The organism is Salibacterium sp. K-3 (assembly GCF_054052005.1).
Map to the genome: position 1 here is coordinate 39,422 of NZ_JBSVZE010000004.1, position 19,074 is coordinate 58,495.

Consider the following 19,074-nt stretch of genomic DNA (forward strand, 5'->3'; position numbering starts at 1 on the left):
GACATGAAGGCGGTCCGTCTTTACCCATCCTTCCCTTTCCGGAAAAAGGATGTCCAAAAACGACCTCGGCAGGAAATTAAGCACGGGGTGCACCTGCTGTCTGCGGTACGTTCACGATATCTTCTTGTCAGTACGTTGTATACCGCTCATAAGTCTAACGGTTTTTTTCCTGACAGTCAATCCTTTATTTCAAGTTGAGTGTGGAAGTACTGACTGATACTCCCGGTCCCATGGTGGAGGCAACAGCTGTGTTTTTCACGTACGTACCTTTTGCTGCCGCCGGCTTTGCTTTCACCAGTGCATCCACCAATGCTTTAAAGTTTTCAGCCAGCTTCTCGGTTTCAAAGGAAATTTTTCCGATTGGGGCATGGATGTTTCCGGATTTATCAACCCGGTATTCCACCTTACCGGCTTTTACTTCTTCCACCGCTTTGGTTACATCCATCGTTACCGTGCCGGTCTTAGGGTTCGGCATAAGTCCTTTCGGTCCGAGAATCTTACCAAGCTTACCGACCTGGGCCATCATATCGGGGGTGGCAATCACCACGTCAAAATCAAACCAGCCCTGCTGCACCTGATTGACGAGGTCTTCCTCCCCTACATAGTCAGCCCCGGCCTGCTCGGCTTCCTGTGCTTTATCGCCTTTGGCAAACACAAGGACACGCTGTGTTTTCCCTGTTCCGTGCGGAAGGACCACAGCCCCGCGGAGCTGCTGATCGTTTTTACGCGGATCCAGGCCGAGACGGACAGCAGCTTCCACTGTCTCATCAAAGTTTGCGATAGATGTTTTTTTCACCAGTTCGATGGCTTCTTCGGTATTATATTCCTGTTCTTTATCAATCAGCTTGACAGCGTCTTGATATTTTTTACCTCTATTAGCCAATGTTATTCCTCCTCGATTGTGGTTATAACGGTCAGACCTCCCACTTTTAAAGGTTGCGAACGGGTATCCTTTCCGGACGGGAAAGGAAGTCGCAACCTCAGGCAAGGCAATGTTCTTATTCTACGTTAAGCCCCATGCTGCGGGCTGTTCCTTCAACCATGCGGATCGCCGCATCCAGATCAGCCGCGTTCAGATCAGGCTGTTTTGTTTCCGCGATTTCGCGCACTTGATCACTTGTAACCGATCCTACTTTATTCACATGCGGTTCGCCGGAACCACTTTCAATGCCGGCTGCTTTCTTTAGAAGAACGGCAGCGGGCGGAGTTTTTGTGATGAAAGTAAAAGAACGGTCTTCGTATACAGAAATTTCAACAGGAATGATCATTCCTGCTTCATCTGCCGTGCGAGCATTGAATTCTTTACAGAATCCCATGATATTCACGCCTGCCTGACCGAGCGCCGGACCAACGGGCGGTGCCGGGTTTGCTTTGCCGGCAGGAATCTGAAGCTTTACTACTTTCTCGACTTTTTTAGCCACGCACATACACCTCCTTAGTCCGTGATGTGGTTGAGCGGACGGTGAAACGTCCTCCCACTCATTGAAAGAACGCTGCAGGGCTGTCCCTGCCGTTCTTTATCATTATGAATACCAAACATTAAAATCTTATCACTTCACATCATGTACCGCAAGGGTTTTTTATAAAGGTAAGAAGTTGATACGTTTTGGCATTTTCGCTTTTCTTATATTTTTTCCACCTGGGTGAATTCAAGTTCAACCGGGGTTTCCCGCCCGAACATGTTAACATGTACTTTTATCTTCTGTTTCTCTGCATTGATGTCCTCGATCGTGCCGGTAAAGTCGGCAAACGGACCTTCTGTCACCTTTACCGCTTCTTTCAGTTCAAATTCTGTTTCAGCTTTCGGCTCCTGCTCCCCGGCCTGGCGGAGAATATGTTCCACTTCTTCCGGAAGCAGCGGGGTCGGCTTCGAACCAGCTCCTGTCGATCCGACAAAGCCTGTCACACCCGGTGTGTTGCGTACAACATACCAGGAGTCATCCGTCATGACCATCTCCACAATGACATATCCCGGAAAGACTTTTCGCATGACCTGTTTTGACTTCCCGTTTTTCACTTCTGTTTCTTCTTCCACCGGCACAAGCACCCGGAATATTTTATCCGTCATTTCCATGGATTCGACACGCTTTTCCAGGTTTGTTTTCACTTTATTTTCATAACCGGAATAGGTGTGAACCACATACCAATTCATTTCCATTATTTACTGGACGGTCCGTCCTTCCCTCCTTTTGTTCGGAGCCTTCTACTCATTCCTTATTCCAGGATAATTCGAACCAGCTCTGATAATCCCAGATCCACAACCGCAAAGAAGATAACAAAGAACACCAGCGTCACTAAAACGACAATCGTGTATTTTGTCAGCTCTCTTTTTGTCGGCCAGGTGACGCGCTTCATCTCTTTTCCTACTTCACGCAGGAATTTCACCGGGCTTTTTGTTCCGTCAGCCATACAGCCACCTCCAAACCAGTCACACCGCCGCTTCAGGCGGCCGCCTTTCTCCTCTGTTCACGCTGTCTGTCTATTTTTGTGCACAAATAAAAAAACAACCGCTCTCATTTTGCGTCGTCCGTTCAATGCGGTTTGTTTCTTCCGGTTATTCCATTGTTTCCAAAACCCTGGATACTTCTACTTTCTCTTCCGCATTGAGTCTCTGTCGTTATACGACCACTCTGCATACGCTAAATCACTTTATCATAAAGAGAAAAACGTGTCAATTGAATATGACACGTTCTTCCAGAAGACAGACCGGCTGCCATCATATATGCATTTTTGAAAGCGCTTACTGTTCTTTTTTAAAAATGAAGGTCTCTCTCTGCATTAAGAACCGACACCTTTTACTTCGACACACTTCTCTAATTTACGTTTCACACGCTGCAGCGCATTATCAATAGATTTCACATGGCGTTTCAGTTCTCCCGAAATTTCCTGGTAGGACCTCCCATCCAGATATAACATTAACACTTTCTGTTCCAGTTCACTGAGAACCTCGCTGATCCGGCCTTCAATCGCATGATACTCCTCCTGGTTCACAAGAAGCTCTTCCGGATCACTCCCGCTGGATTCACAGAGCACATCGAGAAGCGTCCGCTCCGACTCTTCTTCATACAAAGGCTTGTCCAGCGATACATAGGAATTCAGCGGCATATGTTTCTGGCGTGTCGCTGTTTTTATAGCAGTAATGATCTGCCGGGTGATACAAAGTTCGGCAAAAGCCCGGAATGATGAAAGCTTGTCCCCCTTATAGTCACGGACCGCCTTGTACAGGCCGATCATTCCCTCCTGCACAATATCCTCCTGATCGCCGCCGATCAAAAAGTAGGATCTGGCTTTTGCCCGGACAAAGTTCTTGTACTTATTAATGAGAAATTCCAGCGCATGGCTGTCTCCGGAATGCACATGCCGGACGAGTAGTTCGTCTTCTGTTCTGCCGGTATATGGATGTCCGGTTTCTTTGAGGTCAAGACCCAATACAATCCCTCCGCCCTCGACTGATTGTATGAAGATATAGCAACATTATATAGCAATGGTTATGAAGGCGTCAACAGCTCAACGGCCGCCTCGACGCCATTTTTCAAAAATTTCAGCTATTTCGCGGGAAAGGGGAAAATTCGACATATTTTCCTGCCTTGCCTGCTTTGTTACTTCCCTGGATATGTTTTGTTCCACCATTTCCATTTCGACCCGCAGCTCACGGGCGGACTTGCGGAGAGCACCACTTCCAAAGGTGAAGGACTGTTCCGCATAATCCGAGGTGGCAACGTGCACTCTTGTTTCTATATTTTTTAACTCTCCGACGAGTTTCTCAATGCGCTCATCTGCCGTTTCGTTCTCTTTTGTATATATGACCTCCACGAGGTGTTCCTGATACACACGCCCTGCTCCCTCGACCATATGAGCGTCAAATATCACTTTTATTTCCCAGCCCTTATATGCCCGGTATTCCGCCATTTTCTGCACAAGGAGGCTTCTCGCTTCTTCCAGGTTTTTGTCGCGTAAATGCTTTAACTCCGGCCAGTCACCGATCATGTTGTATCCATCCACGAGCAGTATGTCTTTCATTCTAGACGCTTCCTAACGGGCGGCGGCGCCTGTACACTTCATACATGAGAAGCGAAGCCGCCACCGAGGCGTTCAGCGAAGAAACCCGGCCGGCCATGGGAATCGACAAAAGAAAATCACACTTATCCTGTACATTGCGCGTCATCCCTTTGTCCTCCCTGCCAATCACCAGACCAACAGGCATTGATGCATCCAGTGTCCTGTAATCATCTGATCCTGCTCCGGCAGCCCCGGCGATCCACAGCCCTTCCTGTTTCAGCTGTTCTATCGTCCGTGCCATATTAGTCACCCTGGCGACGGGGACATGGGCTGCAGCACCGGCGGAGGATTTTGCTACCACATCCGTCAGACCGGCGGACCGGCGTTTTGGTATAATAACCCCGTGTGCACCGGAGGCATCTGCACTGCGAATGATCGAACCCAGATTGTGAGGATCCGAGATCTCATCCAGCAGGATGAAAAACGGGTTTTCCTGTTTCTTTTCGGCAGCAAGAAACAGATCGTCCACTTCTGCGTAAGAGAAAGCCGGCACCGAAGCCAGCACACCTTGATGATTCGTCCCGCCCGAAAGGTCGTTCAGCTTTTGGCGCGGCACCGTCTGTACCACAACGCCTTGATCCTTGGCGAGTTTCTGTACTTCTTTGGTCTGGCCTTTCAGGGAACCTTCGGCGAGCCACAGTTTATGAATCGGCTGGTGCGCCCGGAGCGCTTCCAGAACAGCATTTTTTCCGTATATCCATTCTTCCTTCACCTGTTTTCACTCCCTTCTCGTATCTTCACGGCCTGCGCAATCAGCTCCTCCAGTCTTTCCCGGCGGTCCCGGAAATATAAATAGCCGATCAGGGCCTCAAACGCAGTGCTGTGACGGTACGTATTCTGATCTGTATTTTTCGGAACAGAGCCGGATTTTGCGTTTCGTCCCCTTCTGGCTGCTGCTTTTTCGTCATCGGAAAGCATTTCCTGCTGCAGGAATGCATGCATCACAGCAGCCTGAGCTTCGGCAGACACGTACGTGACAGCGCTCCGGTGAAGCTGGTTCGGCCGGACATTCCCTGATGCAATCAGATAATGCCGGATATGAAGGTCATACACCGCATCCCCCATATAGGCAAGGGCAAGGGCATTTAACTGGACAGCGTCAACGTTCTTTCTATCCAAAGTCATGATTCTCCCCTTTTCCAGCGTGTCCCCTGCGGCGTGTCTTCCAGAATAATCCCCTGCTCTTTAAGATTATCCCTAATCTCATCGGCCCTCGCAAAATTTCTGTTTTTGCGTGCCTCCACCCGTTCTTCAATCAGCGCCTCTATGTCATCGTCCAGGATCTCTTCTTTTGTTTCCACCTTGATATCAAGAGCTGTGCCGATTTCTCTGATAGTCGTTAAAAAAGATTGCAGAACGTCTTTAGACGTTTGGTTTTCCTGCATATAGCGGTTCGCTGTTTTCACCAGATCAAACAGAACACTGATGCCGTCCGCGCTGTTAAAGTCATCATCCATCTCGCTGATAAAGGTTTGCAGATACTCTTCAATTGTCTGCGGCCACGTTCCCGGCTCTCCAAAGTCCGCACTTTCCTCCAGGCGGTGCTTCAGATTATTGACGGTTGTCTGAATCCGTTCCAGACTGTTTTTCGCACTCTGTAACAACTCTTCGTTGAAATTCAGGGGACTGCGGTAGTGCGCCTGCAGCATAAAGAAACGAATAACTTCCGGCGGGTGTTTCTGGATAATGTCATGAACAAGCACGAAGTTGCCGAGCGATTTGGACATTTTTTCATTGTCTATCTGGATATAGCCGTTATGCATCCAGTAGCTGGCCATCTGCTTTTCATTCAGCGCTTCCGACTGCGCTATTTCATTTTCATGGTGGGGAAACGCCAGATCCTGTCCGCCGGCGTGAATGTCAATCGTATCACCAAGGTATTTTTTCACCATCGCGGAACATTCAATATGCCATCCCGGGCGCCCGTGCCCCCAAGGACTTTCCCAGGCAATTTCGCCTTCTTTGGCTGCCTTCCAGAGGGCAAAATCAAGCGCGTTGTGCTTTTTCTCCCCGACTTCAATTCGAGCGCCGAGCTGCAGATCGTGAATGGACTGGGACGACAGTTTTCCGTAATCATCAAAGGAACGCGTGGAAAAATACACATCGCCGTCTGCTTCATAAGCATAGCCCTTTTCAATTAATGCCTCAATGAACGAAATAATTTCAGGCATCGTTTCTGTCACCCGGGGATGCAGATCCGCTTTATCCACCTGAAGGGCTCCCGTGTCTTCAAAATATGCCTTAATAAACCGTTCCGCCACTTCGGGCACTTCTTCGCCCATCTCGTTGGCAGCCTTTATGATTTTATCATCGACATCGGTGAAGTTTGACACATAATAAACGTCATATCCGCGGTATTCGAGGTATTTTCGAACCATATCAAACACAATCGCCGGGCGCGCATTGCCAATGTGTATATAGTTATAAACCGTCGGGCCACACACATACATCTTCACTTTTCCGGGTGACAGCGGCTGAAAATCTTCTTTTCTGCGGGTTATCGTATTATACAGCGTAATCCCCATGTCATCACCGGCCCCTTTCTTCTTCGTTTTTTCCTTTATATGCCGCAAGCTCTTTCTTTAATTCCGCGATCTCCTGATCCAGTTCCCTGAACTTGTCGGAAACCGGATCAGGCAGCTTATGATGGTCCAGTTCATTGCGTTCGACTTTGACCCCGTCCTGGACGACTACTTTACCGGGTATACCGACAACCGTCGAGTTCGGCGGGACTTCTTTAAGAACCACCGATCCGGCACCAATCCTGGAATGCCGGCCGACCGTCATGGAGCCCAGAATCTTGGCCCCGGTGGCGATCAGTACATTATCTTCAATCGTCGGATGACGCTTTCCTTTCTCTTTTCCAGTTCCTCCAAGTGTAACCCCCTGGTAAATGGTCACATTGTCTTTAATTTCGCAGGTTTCTCCAATGACAACTCCCATACCGTGGTCAATAAACAGGCGCTGGCCGATGACGGCCCCCGGATGAATTTCAATACCGGTGAAGAAGCGGCTGATCTGGGAGAGCAGCCGCCCCAGAAAGTACATTTTTTTCTTCCAGAGCCAGTGGGCAATCCGGTGGGACCAGATGGCATGGACACCGGCATACGTAAATACAACTTCCAGCCTGCTTCTGGCAGCCGGGTCCTGGTCAAACACAACATCTATATCATTTTTAAACGTTTTCCACATACGTATTCTCCTCCCCTCCCAAGTTCTAGTAAAAAAAGCGTCTCCGTGCACTTTTCTGCACAGAGACGCTTATCCTTAAACGCGGTTCCACTCTGTTTAAAAGAAACATCTACGCTGGATCTTTCTTTTCTCTTCCTGGATAACGGCGGCTACGCCGCTCCTGCCTACTATGATTTCAGCAGGAGGCTCAGGGATGCATGTTCAGCAGGCTTCTTCCAAAATCACTCTCAGCCTCCGTGATTTTCTCTGTGTAGAAGTGGGGCCGCTTACTTTTTCCCGTCCACGCTTTTACTGTTTTATTGTCTCGCGGCGTCATTCAGACGGGCCTGCACTGTTTCTTCGCCCAGCAGGGCAATAGCCTGTGGAAGCTCCGGTCCGTGGGTCTGGCCGGTCACAGCAGCCCGGATCGGCATAAACAGTTTTTTGCCCTTCTGGCCGGTGGTTTTCTGCACCGCCTTGATGGCCGCTTTTATTTCGTCCGGTTCAAAAGCATCAAGGGCCTTCAGTTCTTCTGAGAACTGTTCCAGTACTTCCGGAACCTGTTCCCCGGATAATACGTCTTTGGCATCTTCATTATAATCGATCTCCCTTTGAAAGAACAACTCTGTAAGGCTCGTGATTTCAGCAGCATAATGCATTTGCTCCTGGTAAATCGATACAAGCCGTTTCGTCCATTCATACTGTTCGCTGTTCAATGAATCAGGCAGCTTATTTTCCTTCTGGAGATGAGGGAGGGCCAGTTTCGTCAACCGGTCCAGATCCGCTTCTTTTACATACTGGTTATTCATCCAGGCTAATTTATCAGTATCAAAGACAGCCGGTGCTTTGGAGACACGTTCCAGCGTGAACTGTTCCTGCAGTTCTTCAAGGGAGAACAATTCTTCCTCCCCGACCGGAGACCAGCCCAGAAGTGCCAGGAAATTAACAAGTGCTTCCGGTAGATAGCCGAGTTCCTGATACTGCTCGACAAACTGCATGATGGACTCATCCCGTTTGCTCATTTTCTGGCGGTCGGGATTAAGAATAAGAGAAGCATGGGCAAACATCGGTTTCTCCCAGCCGAATGCTTCAAAAACAAGCGCCTGTCTCGGTGCGTTGGATAAGTGTTCTTCCCCGCGGATAACATGGGAAATATCCATCAGATGGTCGTCCACTACGACAGCAAAGTTATAGGTCGGAATCCCGTCTTTACGCGCAATGACGAAGTCCCCGATATCTTCGGTTTCAAATGTGACGTCTCCTCTGACTGCGTCCGGTACAAGAACGCTTTTGTTTTCCGGAACACGAAAACGGACAACCGGCTGAATGCCCTGATCCTCATACACTTTCCGCTGTTCCGGTGTCAGATCGCGGTCACGGCCGCTGTACTTCGGAGCTTCCCCGCGGGCCAGCTGCTCCTCCCGTTCTTTCTGCAGCTCTTCTTCCGTCATATAATCATAATATGCTTTTCCTTCTTCGATCAGCTGCTTCAGGTATTTTTCATAAATATCAAGCCGTTCCATACAGCGGTAAGGAGCATGAGGTCCTCCGACATCCATGCTTTCATCCCAGTCGATGCCGAGCCATTTCAGGCTGTCCATCAGTTTATCCGTTGCATCTTCCACATTTCTCGCCTGATCCGTATCCTCAATGCGGATAATAAATTTTCCGCCCTGGCTCCGGGCAAACAGATAGTTAAATAACGCAGACCTCGCTCCGCCTATATGCAGATGTCCTGTCGGGCTTGGCGCAAACCGGACTCGTACTTCCCTCTCCATGATTCTCCACCTTCCATGTTAGTTAGTTCCAATTACTATTATATTGATTTTCCGGCGTTCACTGTCCGTTCCTTCTGCTTTCCAGCAGAACGACGGCATGAGAAGCAATTCCCTCTTCTCTTCCGGTAAATCCGAGTTTCTCGGTTGTCGTCGCTTTCACATTCACATTGGATTTCGGACTCTCCAGTATACGGGCTATATTATCCCGCATGTCATCAATATATGGTGCCATTTTAGGCTTTTCCGCAAGAATTGTACCATCTATGTTGGCCAGTTGGTACCCTTTCTCCTGCACCAGCTGATATACCTGCTGCAATAACAATCCGGAATCCATGTCTTTAAAGGCCGGATCTGTATCCGGAAAATGGGCGCCGATATCACCGCCGCCGACCGCACCAAGCAGTGCATCCGCCGCTGCATGCAGCAGGACATCGGCATCAGAATGGCCGTCAAGCCCTTTTCGGTGCGGGATGGCTACCCCCCCTAAAATAAGAGGCCGGTCTTCTGTCAGCCGGTGCACATCAAATCCATGCCCTATTCTCACAGTCCTCTCCCCCTTCTTTTTTTCAGGATTGCACGGGCTACAACCATATCCTCCGGCGTTGTCAGCTTAATATTATCATAGCCGCCTTCCACAATATGTACCGGTACATCCATCCGTTCCACCAGGCTTGTATCATCTGTACCCCGGAACTGATCCTCGGCTGCTTTTTGGTAGGCATCATAGACAATGGGAAACCGAAAGGCCTGCGGCGTCTGGACGGACCATACACTGGACCGCTCTATCGTTTCGGTCACTACTCCATCCGCCACTTTTTTCACTGTATCTTTCATGCGGAGACCGATTACTGCTGCTCCTGCCTCCGACGCTTTGATGACCAGTTCATGGATATGGTCTTCCGTTACAAACGGCCGTGCTCCGTCATGGACCAGGACAATCGCTTCATTTGAGCCGTCCGCCTGCTTCAGTCCTTCAAACACACTGTCCTGTCTTTCCTGTCCGCCAGTAACAATGCGTTCCACCTTCTGAAAATTCCATTCTGTAAATAATGTGTTCATCGGACCGGTTTCATAATCATTGGCGACGACAATAATCCGTTCACACCACGCGTCTTGCTCAAACACAGAAACGGTATGAACGATTAAAGGACGGTCTTCAAGCATCAAAAACTGCTTGTTGTGCCCGGCTTTCATTCGTTTGCCCTGCCCCGCCGCCGGTATCACGACTGTATATTTCATATTACCTCTCCAATAACTGAGCTCGCTCTAATATCAGGCTCTTTTATCATAACTTGAAAGGCGTCAGGTCGCAATAAGAAAAGCGCAGGCACCCTGCCCTGTATCCGAAACAGCCGGAATCCGCGTAAATCATGAACCCCCCTGCCTTGATCAGACAGAGGGGTTCTGGTTTATAGTGCTTTTTCCATCAACTTCGGTTTAGCAAATATCATCCGGCCTGCACTGGTCTGCAGGACACTTGTTACCACAACTTCGATGGTTTTGCTGATATATTCGCGTCCACCTTCCACTACGATCATGGTGCCGTCATCCAGATAAGCAACGCCCTGGTTCTGTTCCTTTCCGTCTTTGATAACCTGCACGCTCATTTCTTCGCCTGGAAGCACAACCGGCTTTACCGCATTGGCCAGGTCATTGATGTTAAGCACTTCCACGCCCTGAAGATCGCATACTTTATTGAGGTTAAAGTCATTGGTTACAACCATTCCTTCACGGACCTTGGCCAGCTTCACCAGTTTACTGTCGACTTCATGGATATCCTCGAAGTCTCCTTCATAAATCTCCACCTTTACAGGAAGATCTTTTTGAATCCGATTCAGAATATCCAGACCCCGGCGTCCGCGGTTGCGTTTCAGCACATCGGATGAATCTGCAATATGCTGCAGTTCCTCAAGCACAAATTCCGGAATGACCAGCGTTCCTTCTATGAAACCGCTCTGGCAGACATCTGCGATACGTCCGTCTATAATCACGCTCGTATCCAGAATTTTGACTTTCGCACGGTGTTCAGCGGGAACCGTCTCCTCTTTTTTCCTGGCAGCAGCAGCCGCCGCCCGACCAGCGGGAAACAGGCTTTTCAGTTCATCCCGCTTTTTAAACCCGACCTGAAACCCGAAATAGCCGAGGAAAAAAGTGATGAAAATGGGAAGAACGGAATTAACAACCGGCAGATAGAGGGAATTCAGCGGAAGACTGATAAGAAACGCGACAACCAGACCGAATACGAGCCCGAATGTTCCAAACAGAACATCCGTCACCGGCGCCTTCACTATCATTTCTTCGAGCACCCGCATCCCGTGGACAATGTGATCCGCCACCCAGAATGTTGCTGCAAAAACAATTACTGCGCCGAGAAGTGCACTTACATAAGGATTGCCGATCCAGTCGGGCACCGCGCTATAATTAAATAATGATATCAGTTCCGGTATAAAAATAACACCCAACGTTCCCCCGGCAAGGATAAAAAATAGTTGTACTATACTTTTAAGCACACCCTCTCACCTCCTTTTTATCATTATGGACAATATTTCTATTTTCAAACCCGGCCATTGTATTTATTTTCAACAATGCCCACCTAATAAACAGGTTTTAACTTTAATGTAGCAAATTTCTAAGCTGTTGTCACAGTTTTTTAGAATTTTTCATTATATCGTGAGTAAATTGTAACGTCAATGTTATATTCTACACAATGAGACAATTTTCACCATCCTACAGATGGATTGCCAAGGGCAATTTCCAAGGCCTCTTCAAGCGTTGAGACCCCGATGACTTCAATAGTCTCCGGATATGTCCAGCCTTCCAGATTTTTTTTAGGGATAACCGCCCGTTCAAAACCAAGCTTTGCTGCTTCATAAATCCGGTCCTCAATGCGGGATACCCTCCGTATTTCGCCGGTCAGACCGACTTCTCCCACTACCACATCGGCAGGACCGGTTGCATGATTCCGGAAGCTCGAAGCAATGCAGACGGCAAGGCCGAGATCAATAGCCGGTTCATCCAGCTTTACACCGCCGGCCACGTTCATATAGGCATCCTGATTCTGAAGCAGCATTCCGAGTCTTTTCTCCAGCACCGCCATTAACAGGGCAATTCTATTATGATCAACTCCGGTCGCGGTCCTTTTCGGGTTGGCAAAACTGGAAGGGGCGATCAGTGCCTGAATTTCCACGAGTACCGGCCGTGTACCTTCGAGGGAAGCCACGACAATCGAACCTGCACTTCCCTGGGTTCTGTCTTCGAGAAAGATCTCCGATGGATTTTTCACTTCTTCCAGTCCCAGTTCCTTCATCTCGAAAATGCCGATTTCATTTGTAGATCCGAACCGGTTTTTCACCGCGCGGAGTATGCGGTACGTATGGTGTTGTTCTCCTTCAAAATAAAGGACGGAGTCCACCATATGCTCCAGCATTTTCGGTCCGGCAATCGACCCCTGCTTTGTCACATGGCCGACGATGAACACAGCAATCCCTCTGGACTTTGCCAGTTTCATAAAGGTCGACGTGGTTTCGCGTACCTGCGCTACACTGCCGGGCGCAGAAGAAATACTGGATTGATGCACCGTCTGGATGGAGTCAATCACCACCATCGTCGGCTGAATCTGCTGAATGGCATGTTCAATCAGATCCATATCCGTCTCAGCAAAAACAAACAGGGAATCGGCATAAACACCGAGCCGGTCCGCGCGGAGTTTCGTCTGCTGTACTGATTCTTCTCCGGACACATAAAGCACCTTATGGCCCTGAACGGCCAGCACTGATGTCAGCTGCAGCAGCAGCGTCGACTTGCCGATACCCGGATCTCCTCCGACCAGGACGAGTGAACCCGGAACAATGCCCCCGCCAAGCACCCGGTTCAGTTCCGGAAGAGAGGTATCGACTCTGGGCTCTTTTTCCCCGACCACCTTTGTTATCGGTTCCGGCTTCTGTGAAGCCTCGCCGCTTTCCTGAAAAGAGCGCCTGGCACCGGCACCTTTTGCCGGTGCTTCCATCTCTTCAACCATTGTATTCCATTCGCTGCATCCAGGGCAGCGCCCCATCCATTTACTGGTCTCATATCCACATTCCTGACAGACAAATTTTGATTTTTGTTTTGCCACATGCGTCCCCCGCTTTATTTTACCGTTAAGGATTCGATACAAAAGAGCTGTTTGTAAAAGGCATATGCCTTCTACAAACAGCTGGTGCTATTGGTGTATAAATGAATTTACGTTTTGGCTCCGGATTTGGTTTCAACAAAATATTCGCCGTCTTTCACATCAATATAGGCGGTATCTCCCTCCTGGATTGAACCGCGCAGCAGTTCTTCGGAAAGACGGTCTTCCACCTGGCGCTGCAGAGCCCGGCGCAGCGGACGTGCTCCGTATTCGGGATCAAATCCTTCATCAGCGATTTTGTCTTTGGCCGCGTCACTAAGCTCAAAGTTGATGCCCTGCTCGGCGAGCCGTTTTTTCAGCTGATCGGCCATCAGCACTACAATTTCTTTTATATGCTGTTTCTCCAGGCTGTGGAAGACGATAATCTCATCGATTCGGTTTAAAAACTCAGGGCGGAATGTGTTCTTCAGTTCACCCATAACTTTGTCACGCATATCCTTGAAATTTTCCGCTTCATCGGTATTGGTCGTAAAGCCGGCATAGTTATTTTTGCGGAGAAGGTTTGCGCCGACGTTTGACGTCATGATGATGGCGGTATTCCGGAAATCGACACGACGCCCTTTGGAATCGGTCAAAAATCCGTCTTCGAGTACCTGCAGAAGAATGTTAAAGACTTCCGGATGGGCTTTTTCCACTTCATCCAGCAGGATGACGGAATACGGATTGCGGCGTACCTTTTCTGTCAGCTGGCCGCCTTCTTCGAACCCTACATATCCGGGTGGAGAACCTACGAGACGGCTGGTCGCGTGTCGTTCCATGAATTCGGACATGTCGATGCGGATGACGGATTCCTCATCTCCGAACAACGTTTCCGCCACAGCGCGGGCCAGTTCTGTTTTTCCGACACCGGTCGGACCGAGGAATATAAACGATCCGATCGGACGTTTAGGATCCTTCAACCCGGCGCGTGCACGGCGGACAGCCTGAGATACGGATTTAACCGCTTCGTCCTGGCCGATAACCCGGTTATGGAGAATTTCTTCCATACGCAGCAGCCGTTCGGTTTCTTCTTCCGCGATTTTTGAAACCGGGATGCCAGTCCAGCTTGCAACCACCTGGGCAATATCTTCGGCTGTCACTTCTGTATTTTCCTGGCCCTGTTTTTCTTTCCATTCATTCTTCATATCTTCGACTTCTTCACGGAGGCGCTGCTCACTGTCGCGCAGCGAAGCCGCCTTTTCAAATTCCTGACTCTGCACGGAAGCGTCTTTTTCCTTGCGTGTTTCCTCTAATTTCTGTTCCAGCTCCTTCAGATTCGGCGGAGCTGTATACGAACGAAGTCTTACTTTCGAGCCGGCCTCATCAATCAGGTCAATAGCCTTATCCGGCAGAAACCGGTCGGAAATATAACGGTCGGACAGTTTCACCGCTTCTTCGATGGAGGCATCCGGGATGGTAACACGGTGATGGGCTTCGTAGCGGTCACGAAGACCGGCAAGAATCTGGATGGACTCCTCAGTTGTTGGTTCATCCACCTGAATCGGCTGGAAACGGCGCTCCAGTGCTGCGTCTTTTTCAATATATTTCCTGTATTCATCCAGCGTGGTGGCACCAATGCACTGCAGTTCACCTCTGGCGAGCGAAGGCTTCAGAATATTGGAAGCATCTATCGCTCCCTCTGCACCTCCAGCTCCGATCAGCGTATGAAGTTCATCAATAAACAGAATGACGTTGCCGGCCTGGCGGATTTCTTCCATTACTTTTTTCAATCGGTCTTCAAATTCCCCGCGGTATTTCGTGCCTGCGACGACAGTTCCCATATCCAGAGTCATCACCCGTTTACTGCGGAGAATTTCCGGAACTTCATTGGAAATGATGGACTGGGCCAGCCCTTCAGCTACTGCCGTTTTCCCTACACCAGGTTCCCCGATGAGTACCGGATTGTTTTTCGTCCGGCGGCTCAATACCTGAATAACACGTTCAATCTCATTGCTTCGGCCGATGACCGGATCAAGGCCTTCTTCTTTCGCTACAGCGGTTAAATCACGCGCCAAACTGTCCAGTGTCGGCGTGTTGGCGTTGGAAGCTCCGCCTGCCGGGGCTGCCTGCTGCTGGTTTCCGCCGGAAGATTCATTGTTACCGAGCAGCTGAAGCACCTGCTGACGGGCTTTATTCAGGCTCACACCAAGGTTATTCAAAACTCTGGCAGCCACCCCTTCTCCTTCCCGGATCAAACCGAGAAGAATGTGTTCTGTACCGACATAGGAATGACCGAGTTTCCTTGCTTCATCCATGGACAATTCAATGACCTTTTTGGCTCTCGGGGTGTAATGGATCGTTTTTGATCCTTCCTGACCCGTGCCGATCAGCGCCTCCACTTCTTTCTGAATCTGATCTGATCCGAGATTGAGCGCCTGCAGCGCTTTAGCCGCAATGCCCTCTCCTTCCCGAATCAAACCGAGAAGAATGTGTTCCGTGCCTATATTGTTATGGCCCAGTCGGATAGCTTCTTCCTGGGCAAGTGCCAGTACTTTCTGGGCTCTTTCCGTAAAACGTCCAAACATCATCTATGCGCACCTCCACTAGTTAATAGCTTACTCTCCGTTTTCTTCCTCCAGCTCCATTCTCTCACGAATCAGCGCAGCGCGTCTCACATCACGCTCATCCGCGGCCAATTCACGGCCTGCATACTGCTGGAGGAAAGCCGGCTGGGTCAAAATCATCAGTTCATTCAGGATATTACCCGAAATTCCTTCAATTAAATCCAGGTCAATGCCAAGCCTGACATCCGAAAGGCGTTCGGTTGCCTCATTTGATCCTATGATACGGCTGTTTTTCAACAGACCGTAAGAGCGGAACACTTTGTCTTCGATGTAGGTTCTGGATGAACGCATCAGCGCATCTCTTGCCATGCGTTCCTGTCGGATAACCTGGGTGACTACTCCTTTCAGATCCTCTACAATATCTTCTTCCGATTTTCCAAGAGTTATCTGGTTGGATATCTGAAAAAGATTCCCACGGGCTTCGCTTCCTTCCCCGTATATTCCACGGACAACAAGACCGAGCTGATTAATGGCCGGGAGAATCCGGTTCAGCTGCTGAGTCATGACAAGAGCCGGCAGATGCATCATCACCGAGGCTCTCATCCCGGTACCGACGTTGGTGGGACAGCTTGTTAAGTACCCGCGTTTTTCATCAAAGGCATATGTTATTTTCTCTTCGGTCCAGTCGTCGAGCTTATTGGAAAAATCCAGCCCCTCACTCAGTTGAAAGCCCCGGAACAGTGACTGCATGCGGATGTGATCTTCTTCGTTCAGCATGATGCTTACCGATTCATCCGGACTGAGCATCACTGCTCCGAATTGGGACTGCTCCGCCAACTGAGGACTGATCAAATGTTTTTCGACCAGCACTCTTTTTTCGTTGGGAGAACAGTCATCCATGTTCAAGCGCTCCAGAGATCCGCCGGCTTGCAGACGGATGGCCGAAAACTCCCGGGCTGTATGGTTCAGAACAGCTTCTGCCGTCTCCGGTGAAGCAAAAACAGGGAAAGGATAGTTTTCCATGTTCCGGGCTATACGGATTCTTGTACTTAATACAATATCACTGTCCGGTCCCGGTCCGCTTTTCATCCACGGACTTATCGCTTTTGATATAAAACGCTGCAGCGACATCAAGCCTCCTCCTCCCCGTTCTGAATTTTCCCTTCCAATTCCCGGATATGATCGCGCAGACGGGCTGCTTCTTCAAACTCTTCCTCTTCAATGCTGGTACGCAGATCTTCCCTGAGCTTTTCAATTTCGCGCTGCACCTGCATCTTCCCGCCTGTTCTTTTCGGAACTTTCCCGGCATGACGGTAATTTCCGCTGTGCACCCGTTTCAGGATCGGATCCAGTTTCGCATCAAAGGCGTGATAACACCGTGCGCACCCGAATCGGCCTGTTTTTGCAAAACGCTCATATGTCAGGCCGCACTGATCACAAACCAGCTGTTTTTGTTCCGTGGTTCCTGCAGACTTAAATTCATTATTGCCGGATACCTGATCAACATTCAACAAACCCGATAATAATTCATGAATGGAATAACTGTTCGATCCCGGAATCTGTTCTCCTTTATCCCGGGCACAGTCATCACAAACGTGCATCTCTGCTTTTTTACCATTAATGATTTTGGTGAAATGCAGCGTCGCCTGGCGTGTTTGACATTCTTGACAAAGCACTTCCTACATCCTCCCTCCGCAGTCTGTTTTACTGATAACGCAGACTCTGAAGCATGGCTTTCAGCATTTTCGCACGAACCCTGTCCCGCTCTTCTGCATATTTCAGCGATAGAATATTGCGGTCCACGGCAGAAGCCATTACGTTGGCCTCCCGCCTTGATATGGCTTCCTCTTCATACAGGCGCATGATGATGCTCTCCGCTGTTACCTGATCCACTCCTCCGTCTATCAGCATAAGCAGCTGGTCAATCAACTCGGCATGATCATCCACCTTCACTTTTGTAATACGAATATACCCGCCGCCGCCCCTTTTGCTTTCCACAATATATCCTTTTTCATTCGTAAATCTGGTACTGATTACATAATTAATCTGCGACGGCACACATTCAAAACGTTTCGCCAGTTCACTTCGCTTTATTTCAATTAAATCCCTGTCACTTTGAGTAAGAATCTGCTTTAAATATTTTTCAATGCCATCTGAAATATTACGCAAAAGGGCCAGCCTCCTTCCCGGTTACATGTATTTCTCACGCTTCTGACTTTGACTATCTTTGACTTTAAATATAATACAAAGCAGAACAAAAATCAAGTACCAGGGGCTCTATCAGGAGGTCCATGTCATTTCCACTTCCAGAACACCGTTGATTTTTATCAGACGGTCATAAAGTACCGTATGATTCGTTTCAGAGGAATCTTCAATATAAAAAACAAAGGATAATTTCTGTTCCAATTCGGCCGTATTATCTGCACTGCCCGCCACCTTTTTCACAAGTACGTTCTCTTCTTCGAATGCTTTAACTACATCAGATAACGGACTATTATCTTTATCCATAATGATATTAACCTTTTTCTGAGAAGAAGAGGTCTGAAATAGCCGTTCAATGTTATTCAGAAAAAGAAGACTCAACAGCACAATAATCGTCGTCAAAATGGCTGCAAAATACATACCGGCTCCCGCAGCTAATCCGATCGCTGCGACTACCCAGATAGAAGCTGCCGTTGTTAAACCTTTGATGGATACCCCCTGCACAATAATGGTGCCTGCTCCCAAAAATCCAACACCGCTTATGACATAAGAAGCCAGACGGGACGGATCGTACCGGGCCACCTCTTCGTTTGCCTCAAGATAAGGCTGAAAACCAAATAGCGCCATTACCATCGCCAGGCACGCGCCCGTTCCCACCAGCATGTGCGTCCGAAATCCCGCCGGATGCCTTTTATATTCACGCTCCGCGCCAATCAATCCAGCAAGTGCTGCTGCCGATATAATCCGTACCATAATAATATATGACTCCTGCGTAAAAAATGCATCCATAAGACATCTCCTTTCCTTTTATCAAACCTGTACGTTTCCGCCTCGCTTTTAGAAAAAGAAAAACCATTCTAACATCCGAAGCTCTGAGAATAAACACGTTTCAAAAATCGTACCATAAAGACATATAATATTTATATAAATACCGGATACAACGTATCACCTACCGGTTTTGATCTTTACATAACTAAGAAAAGTGCAAGCGTCCCGGAAATAGGATGTTCGGCTGAGAAAGCTGGCATCCTGCAGTCCTTCGTGTGGGATCTGAAGCGGATGGATGCTGCAGCTTGATTTAGGCCTATTTAATAAAAAAAGACCGCCGGATCATCATCCGGCAGTCCTTTGGGGCCTGGCAGCGTCCTACTTTCACAAAGGGTTGCCCCTTCATTATCATCGGCGCTGGAGAGCTTAACTTCCGTGTTCG

General features: G+C 48.9%; 20 protein-coding genes, 1 rRNA gene and 2 other annotated features (1 of these 23 running past the window's edge). All 21 genes read right to left on the reverse strand.

Annotated elements, in window-relative coordinates:
* Positions 1-124 (reverse strand) — a sequence feature (ribosomal protein L10 leader region); it reaches 30 nt to the left of the window's first position.
* A gap of 60 nt (positions 125-184) precedes the next feature.
* The gene (rplA, locus tag ACW9JV_RS18875) at positions 185-883 is read right to left on the reverse strand and encodes a 50S ribosomal protein L1 (RefSeq protein WP_457337368.1); all 699 of its coding nucleotides are present in this window, start codon (positions 881-883) and stop codon (positions 185-187) included.
* A gap of 115 nt (positions 884-998) precedes the next feature.
* Positions 999-1,421, reverse strand: coding sequence for a 50S ribosomal protein L11 (rplK, locus tag ACW9JV_RS18880; protein ID WP_090927723.1), 423 nt, complete (start codon positions 1,419-1,421; stop codon positions 999-1,001).
* Between the two features lie 203 nt (positions 1,422-1,624).
* Positions 1,625-2,158, reverse strand: coding sequence for a transcription termination/antitermination protein NusG (gene nusG / locus ACW9JV_RS18885; protein WP_457337371.1), 534 nt, complete (start codon positions 2,156-2,158; stop codon positions 1,625-1,627).
* A 56-nt stretch (positions 2,159-2,214) separates the two neighbouring features.
* Complete coding sequence (gene secE / locus ACW9JV_RS18890; RefSeq protein WP_457337373.1) at positions 2,215-2,409, reverse strand: preprotein translocase subunit SecE; 195 nt, start codon at positions 2,407-2,409, stop codon at positions 2,215-2,217.
* A 369-nt stretch (positions 2,410-2,778) separates the two neighbouring features.
* Entirely contained in the window at positions 2,779-3,429 is a 651-nt protein-coding gene (sigH, locus tag ACW9JV_RS18895) for an RNA polymerase sporulation sigma factor SigH (protein ID WP_457337375.1), read from the reverse strand.
* Positions 3,430-3,507: 78 nt separating this feature from the next.
* The gene (locus ACW9JV_RS18900) at positions 3,508-4,020 is read right to left on the reverse strand and encodes an NYN domain-containing protein (protein ID WP_457337377.1); all 513 of its coding nucleotides are present in this window, start codon (positions 4,018-4,020) and stop codon (positions 3,508-3,510) included.
* Between the two features lies 1 nt (position 4,021).
* Positions 4,022-4,771, reverse strand: a complete 750-nt coding sequence (gene rlmB, locus ACW9JV_RS18905; protein ID WP_457337379.1) for a 23S rRNA (guanosine(2251)-2'-O)-methyltransferase RlmB — start codon at positions 4,769-4,771, stop codon at positions 4,022-4,024.
* Positions 4,768-5,184 (reverse strand): Mini-ribonuclease 3, encoded by a 417-nt coding sequence (locus tag ACW9JV_RS18910; RefSeq protein WP_457337381.1) that lies wholly within the window; start codon positions 5,182-5,184, stop codon positions 4,768-4,770. Before ACW9JV_RS18910 ends, rlmB begins: the two co-directional genes overlap by 4 nt.
* Positions 5,181-6,584 (reverse strand): cysteine--tRNA ligase, encoded by a 1,404-nt coding sequence (gene cysS / locus ACW9JV_RS18915; protein WP_457337383.1) that lies wholly within the window; start codon positions 6,582-6,584, stop codon positions 5,181-5,183. The genes ACW9JV_RS18910 and cysS overlap by 4 nt, the downstream gene beginning before the upstream one ends.
* A 4-nt stretch (positions 6,585-6,588) precedes the next feature.
* Positions 6,589-7,251: a serine O-acetyltransferase gene (cysE, locus tag ACW9JV_RS18920; protein ID WP_457337385.1), complete on the reverse strand. Its 663-nt coding sequence runs from the start codon at positions 7,249-7,251 to the stop codon at positions 6,589-6,591.
* Positions 7,252-7,309: 58 nt separating this feature from the next.
* Positions 7,310-7,543 (reverse strand) — a binding site (T-box leader).
* A 4-nt stretch (positions 7,544-7,547) separates the two neighbouring features.
* Positions 7,548-9,008 carry a glutamate--tRNA ligase gene (gene gltX, locus ACW9JV_RS18925; RefSeq protein ID WP_457337387.1) on the reverse strand — a complete coding sequence of 487 codons (1,461 nt, stop codon included), beginning with the start codon at positions 9,006-9,008 and terminating at the stop codon, positions 7,548-7,550.
* Positions 9,009-9,066: 58 nt separating this feature from the next.
* Entirely contained in the window at positions 9,067-9,552 is a 486-nt protein-coding gene (gene ispF, locus ACW9JV_RS18930) for a 2-C-methyl-D-erythritol 2,4-cyclodiphosphate synthase (RefSeq protein ID WP_457337389.1), read from the reverse strand.
* A complete protein-coding gene (gene ispD, locus ACW9JV_RS18935) occupies positions 9,549-10,247 on the reverse strand; it encodes a 2-C-methyl-D-erythritol 4-phosphate cytidylyltransferase (protein WP_457337391.1) in 699 nt (232 codons plus the stop codon). Before ispD ends, ispF begins: the two co-directional genes overlap by 4 nt.
* A 170-nt stretch (positions 10,248-10,417) precedes the next feature.
* Positions 10,418-11,518 carry a PIN domain-containing protein gene (locus ACW9JV_RS18940; protein ID WP_457337393.1) on the reverse strand — a complete coding sequence of 367 codons (1,101 nt, stop codon included), beginning with the start codon at positions 11,516-11,518 and terminating at the stop codon, positions 10,418-10,420.
* A gap of 209 nt (positions 11,519-11,727) precedes the next feature.
* Complete coding sequence (gene radA, locus ACW9JV_RS18945; RefSeq protein ID WP_457337395.1) at positions 11,728-13,122, reverse strand: DNA repair protein RadA; 1,395 nt, start codon at positions 13,120-13,122, stop codon at positions 11,728-11,730.
* A 107-nt stretch (positions 13,123-13,229) separates the two neighbouring features.
* On the reverse strand, positions 13,230-15,686 hold the full coding sequence (gene clpC, locus ACW9JV_RS18950; RefSeq protein ID WP_457337397.1) for an ATP-dependent protease ATP-binding subunit ClpC: 2,457 nt from the start codon (positions 15,684-15,686) through the stop codon (positions 13,230-13,232).
* Positions 15,687-15,713: 27 nt separating this feature from the next.
* Positions 15,714-16,793 carry a protein arginine kinase gene (locus ACW9JV_RS18955; protein WP_457337399.1) on the reverse strand — a complete coding sequence of 360 codons (1,080 nt, stop codon included), beginning with the start codon at positions 16,791-16,793 and terminating at the stop codon, positions 15,714-15,716.
* On the reverse strand, positions 16,793-17,338 hold the full coding sequence (locus ACW9JV_RS18960) for a UvrB/UvrC motif-containing protein (RefSeq protein ID WP_457337401.1): 546 nt from the start codon (positions 17,336-17,338) through the stop codon (positions 16,793-16,795). The genes ACW9JV_RS18955 and ACW9JV_RS18960 overlap by 1 nt, the downstream gene beginning before the upstream one ends.
* A 28-nt stretch (positions 17,339-17,366) precedes the next feature.
* Positions 17,367-17,831 carry a CtsR family transcriptional regulator gene (locus tag ACW9JV_RS18965; protein ID WP_457337403.1) on the reverse strand — a complete coding sequence of 155 codons (465 nt, stop codon included), beginning with the start codon at positions 17,829-17,831 and terminating at the stop codon, positions 17,367-17,369.
* 111 nt (positions 17,832-17,942) lie between these two features.
* Positions 17,943-18,653 (reverse strand): MgtC/SapB family protein, encoded by a 711-nt coding sequence (locus ACW9JV_RS18970; protein ID WP_457337405.1) that lies wholly within the window; start codon positions 18,651-18,653, stop codon positions 17,943-17,945.
* 344 nt (positions 18,654-18,997) lie between these two features.
* Positions 18,998-19,074: ribosomal RNA gene (rrf, locus tag ACW9JV_RS18975) — 5S ribosomal RNA — on the reverse strand; the annotation flags it as partial.

Excerpts from the sequence above, each read along its gene's own strand:
- cysE (WP_457337385.1), bottom strand. The coding sequence starts at position 7,251 with ATGTGGAAAACGTTTAAAAATGATATAGATGTTGTGTTTGACCAGGAC.
- ACW9JV_RS18910 (WP_457337381.1), bottom strand. The coding sequence starts at position 5,184 with ATGACTTTGGATAGAAAGAACGTTGACGCTGTCCAGTTAAATGCCCTT.
- ACW9JV_RS18970 (WP_457337405.1), bottom strand. The coding sequence starts at position 18,653 with ATGGATGCATTTTTTACGCAGGAGTCATATATTATTATGGTACGGATT.
- cysS (WP_457337383.1), bottom strand. The coding sequence starts at position 6,584 with ATGGGGATTACGCTGTATAATACGATAACCCGCAGAAAAGAAGATTTT.
- secE (WP_457337373.1), bottom strand. The coding sequence starts at position 2,409 with ATGGCTGACGGAACAAAAAGCCCGGTGAAATTCCTGCGTGAAGTAGGA.
- ACW9JV_RS18955 (WP_457337399.1), bottom strand. The coding sequence starts at position 16,793 with ATGTCGCTGCAGCGTTTTATATCAAAAGCGATAAGTCCGTGGATGAAA.
- ACW9JV_RS18900 (WP_457337377.1), bottom strand. The coding sequence starts at position 4,020 with ATGAAAGACATACTGCTCGTGGATGGATACAACATGATCGGTGACTGG.
- gltX (WP_457337387.1), bottom strand. The coding sequence starts at position 9,008 with ATGGAGAGGGAAGTACGAGTCCGGTTTGCGCCAAGCCCGACAGGACAT.
- nusG (WP_457337371.1), bottom strand. The coding sequence starts at position 2,158 with ATGGAAATGAATTGGTATGTGGTTCACACCTATTCCGGTTATGAAAAT.
- clpC (WP_457337397.1), bottom strand. The coding sequence starts at position 15,686 with ATGATGTTTGGACGTTTTACGGAAAGAGCCCAGAAAGTACTGGCACTT.
- ispD (WP_457337391.1), bottom strand. The coding sequence starts at position 10,247 with ATGAAATATACAGTCGTGATACCGGCGGCGGGGCAGGGCAAACGAATG.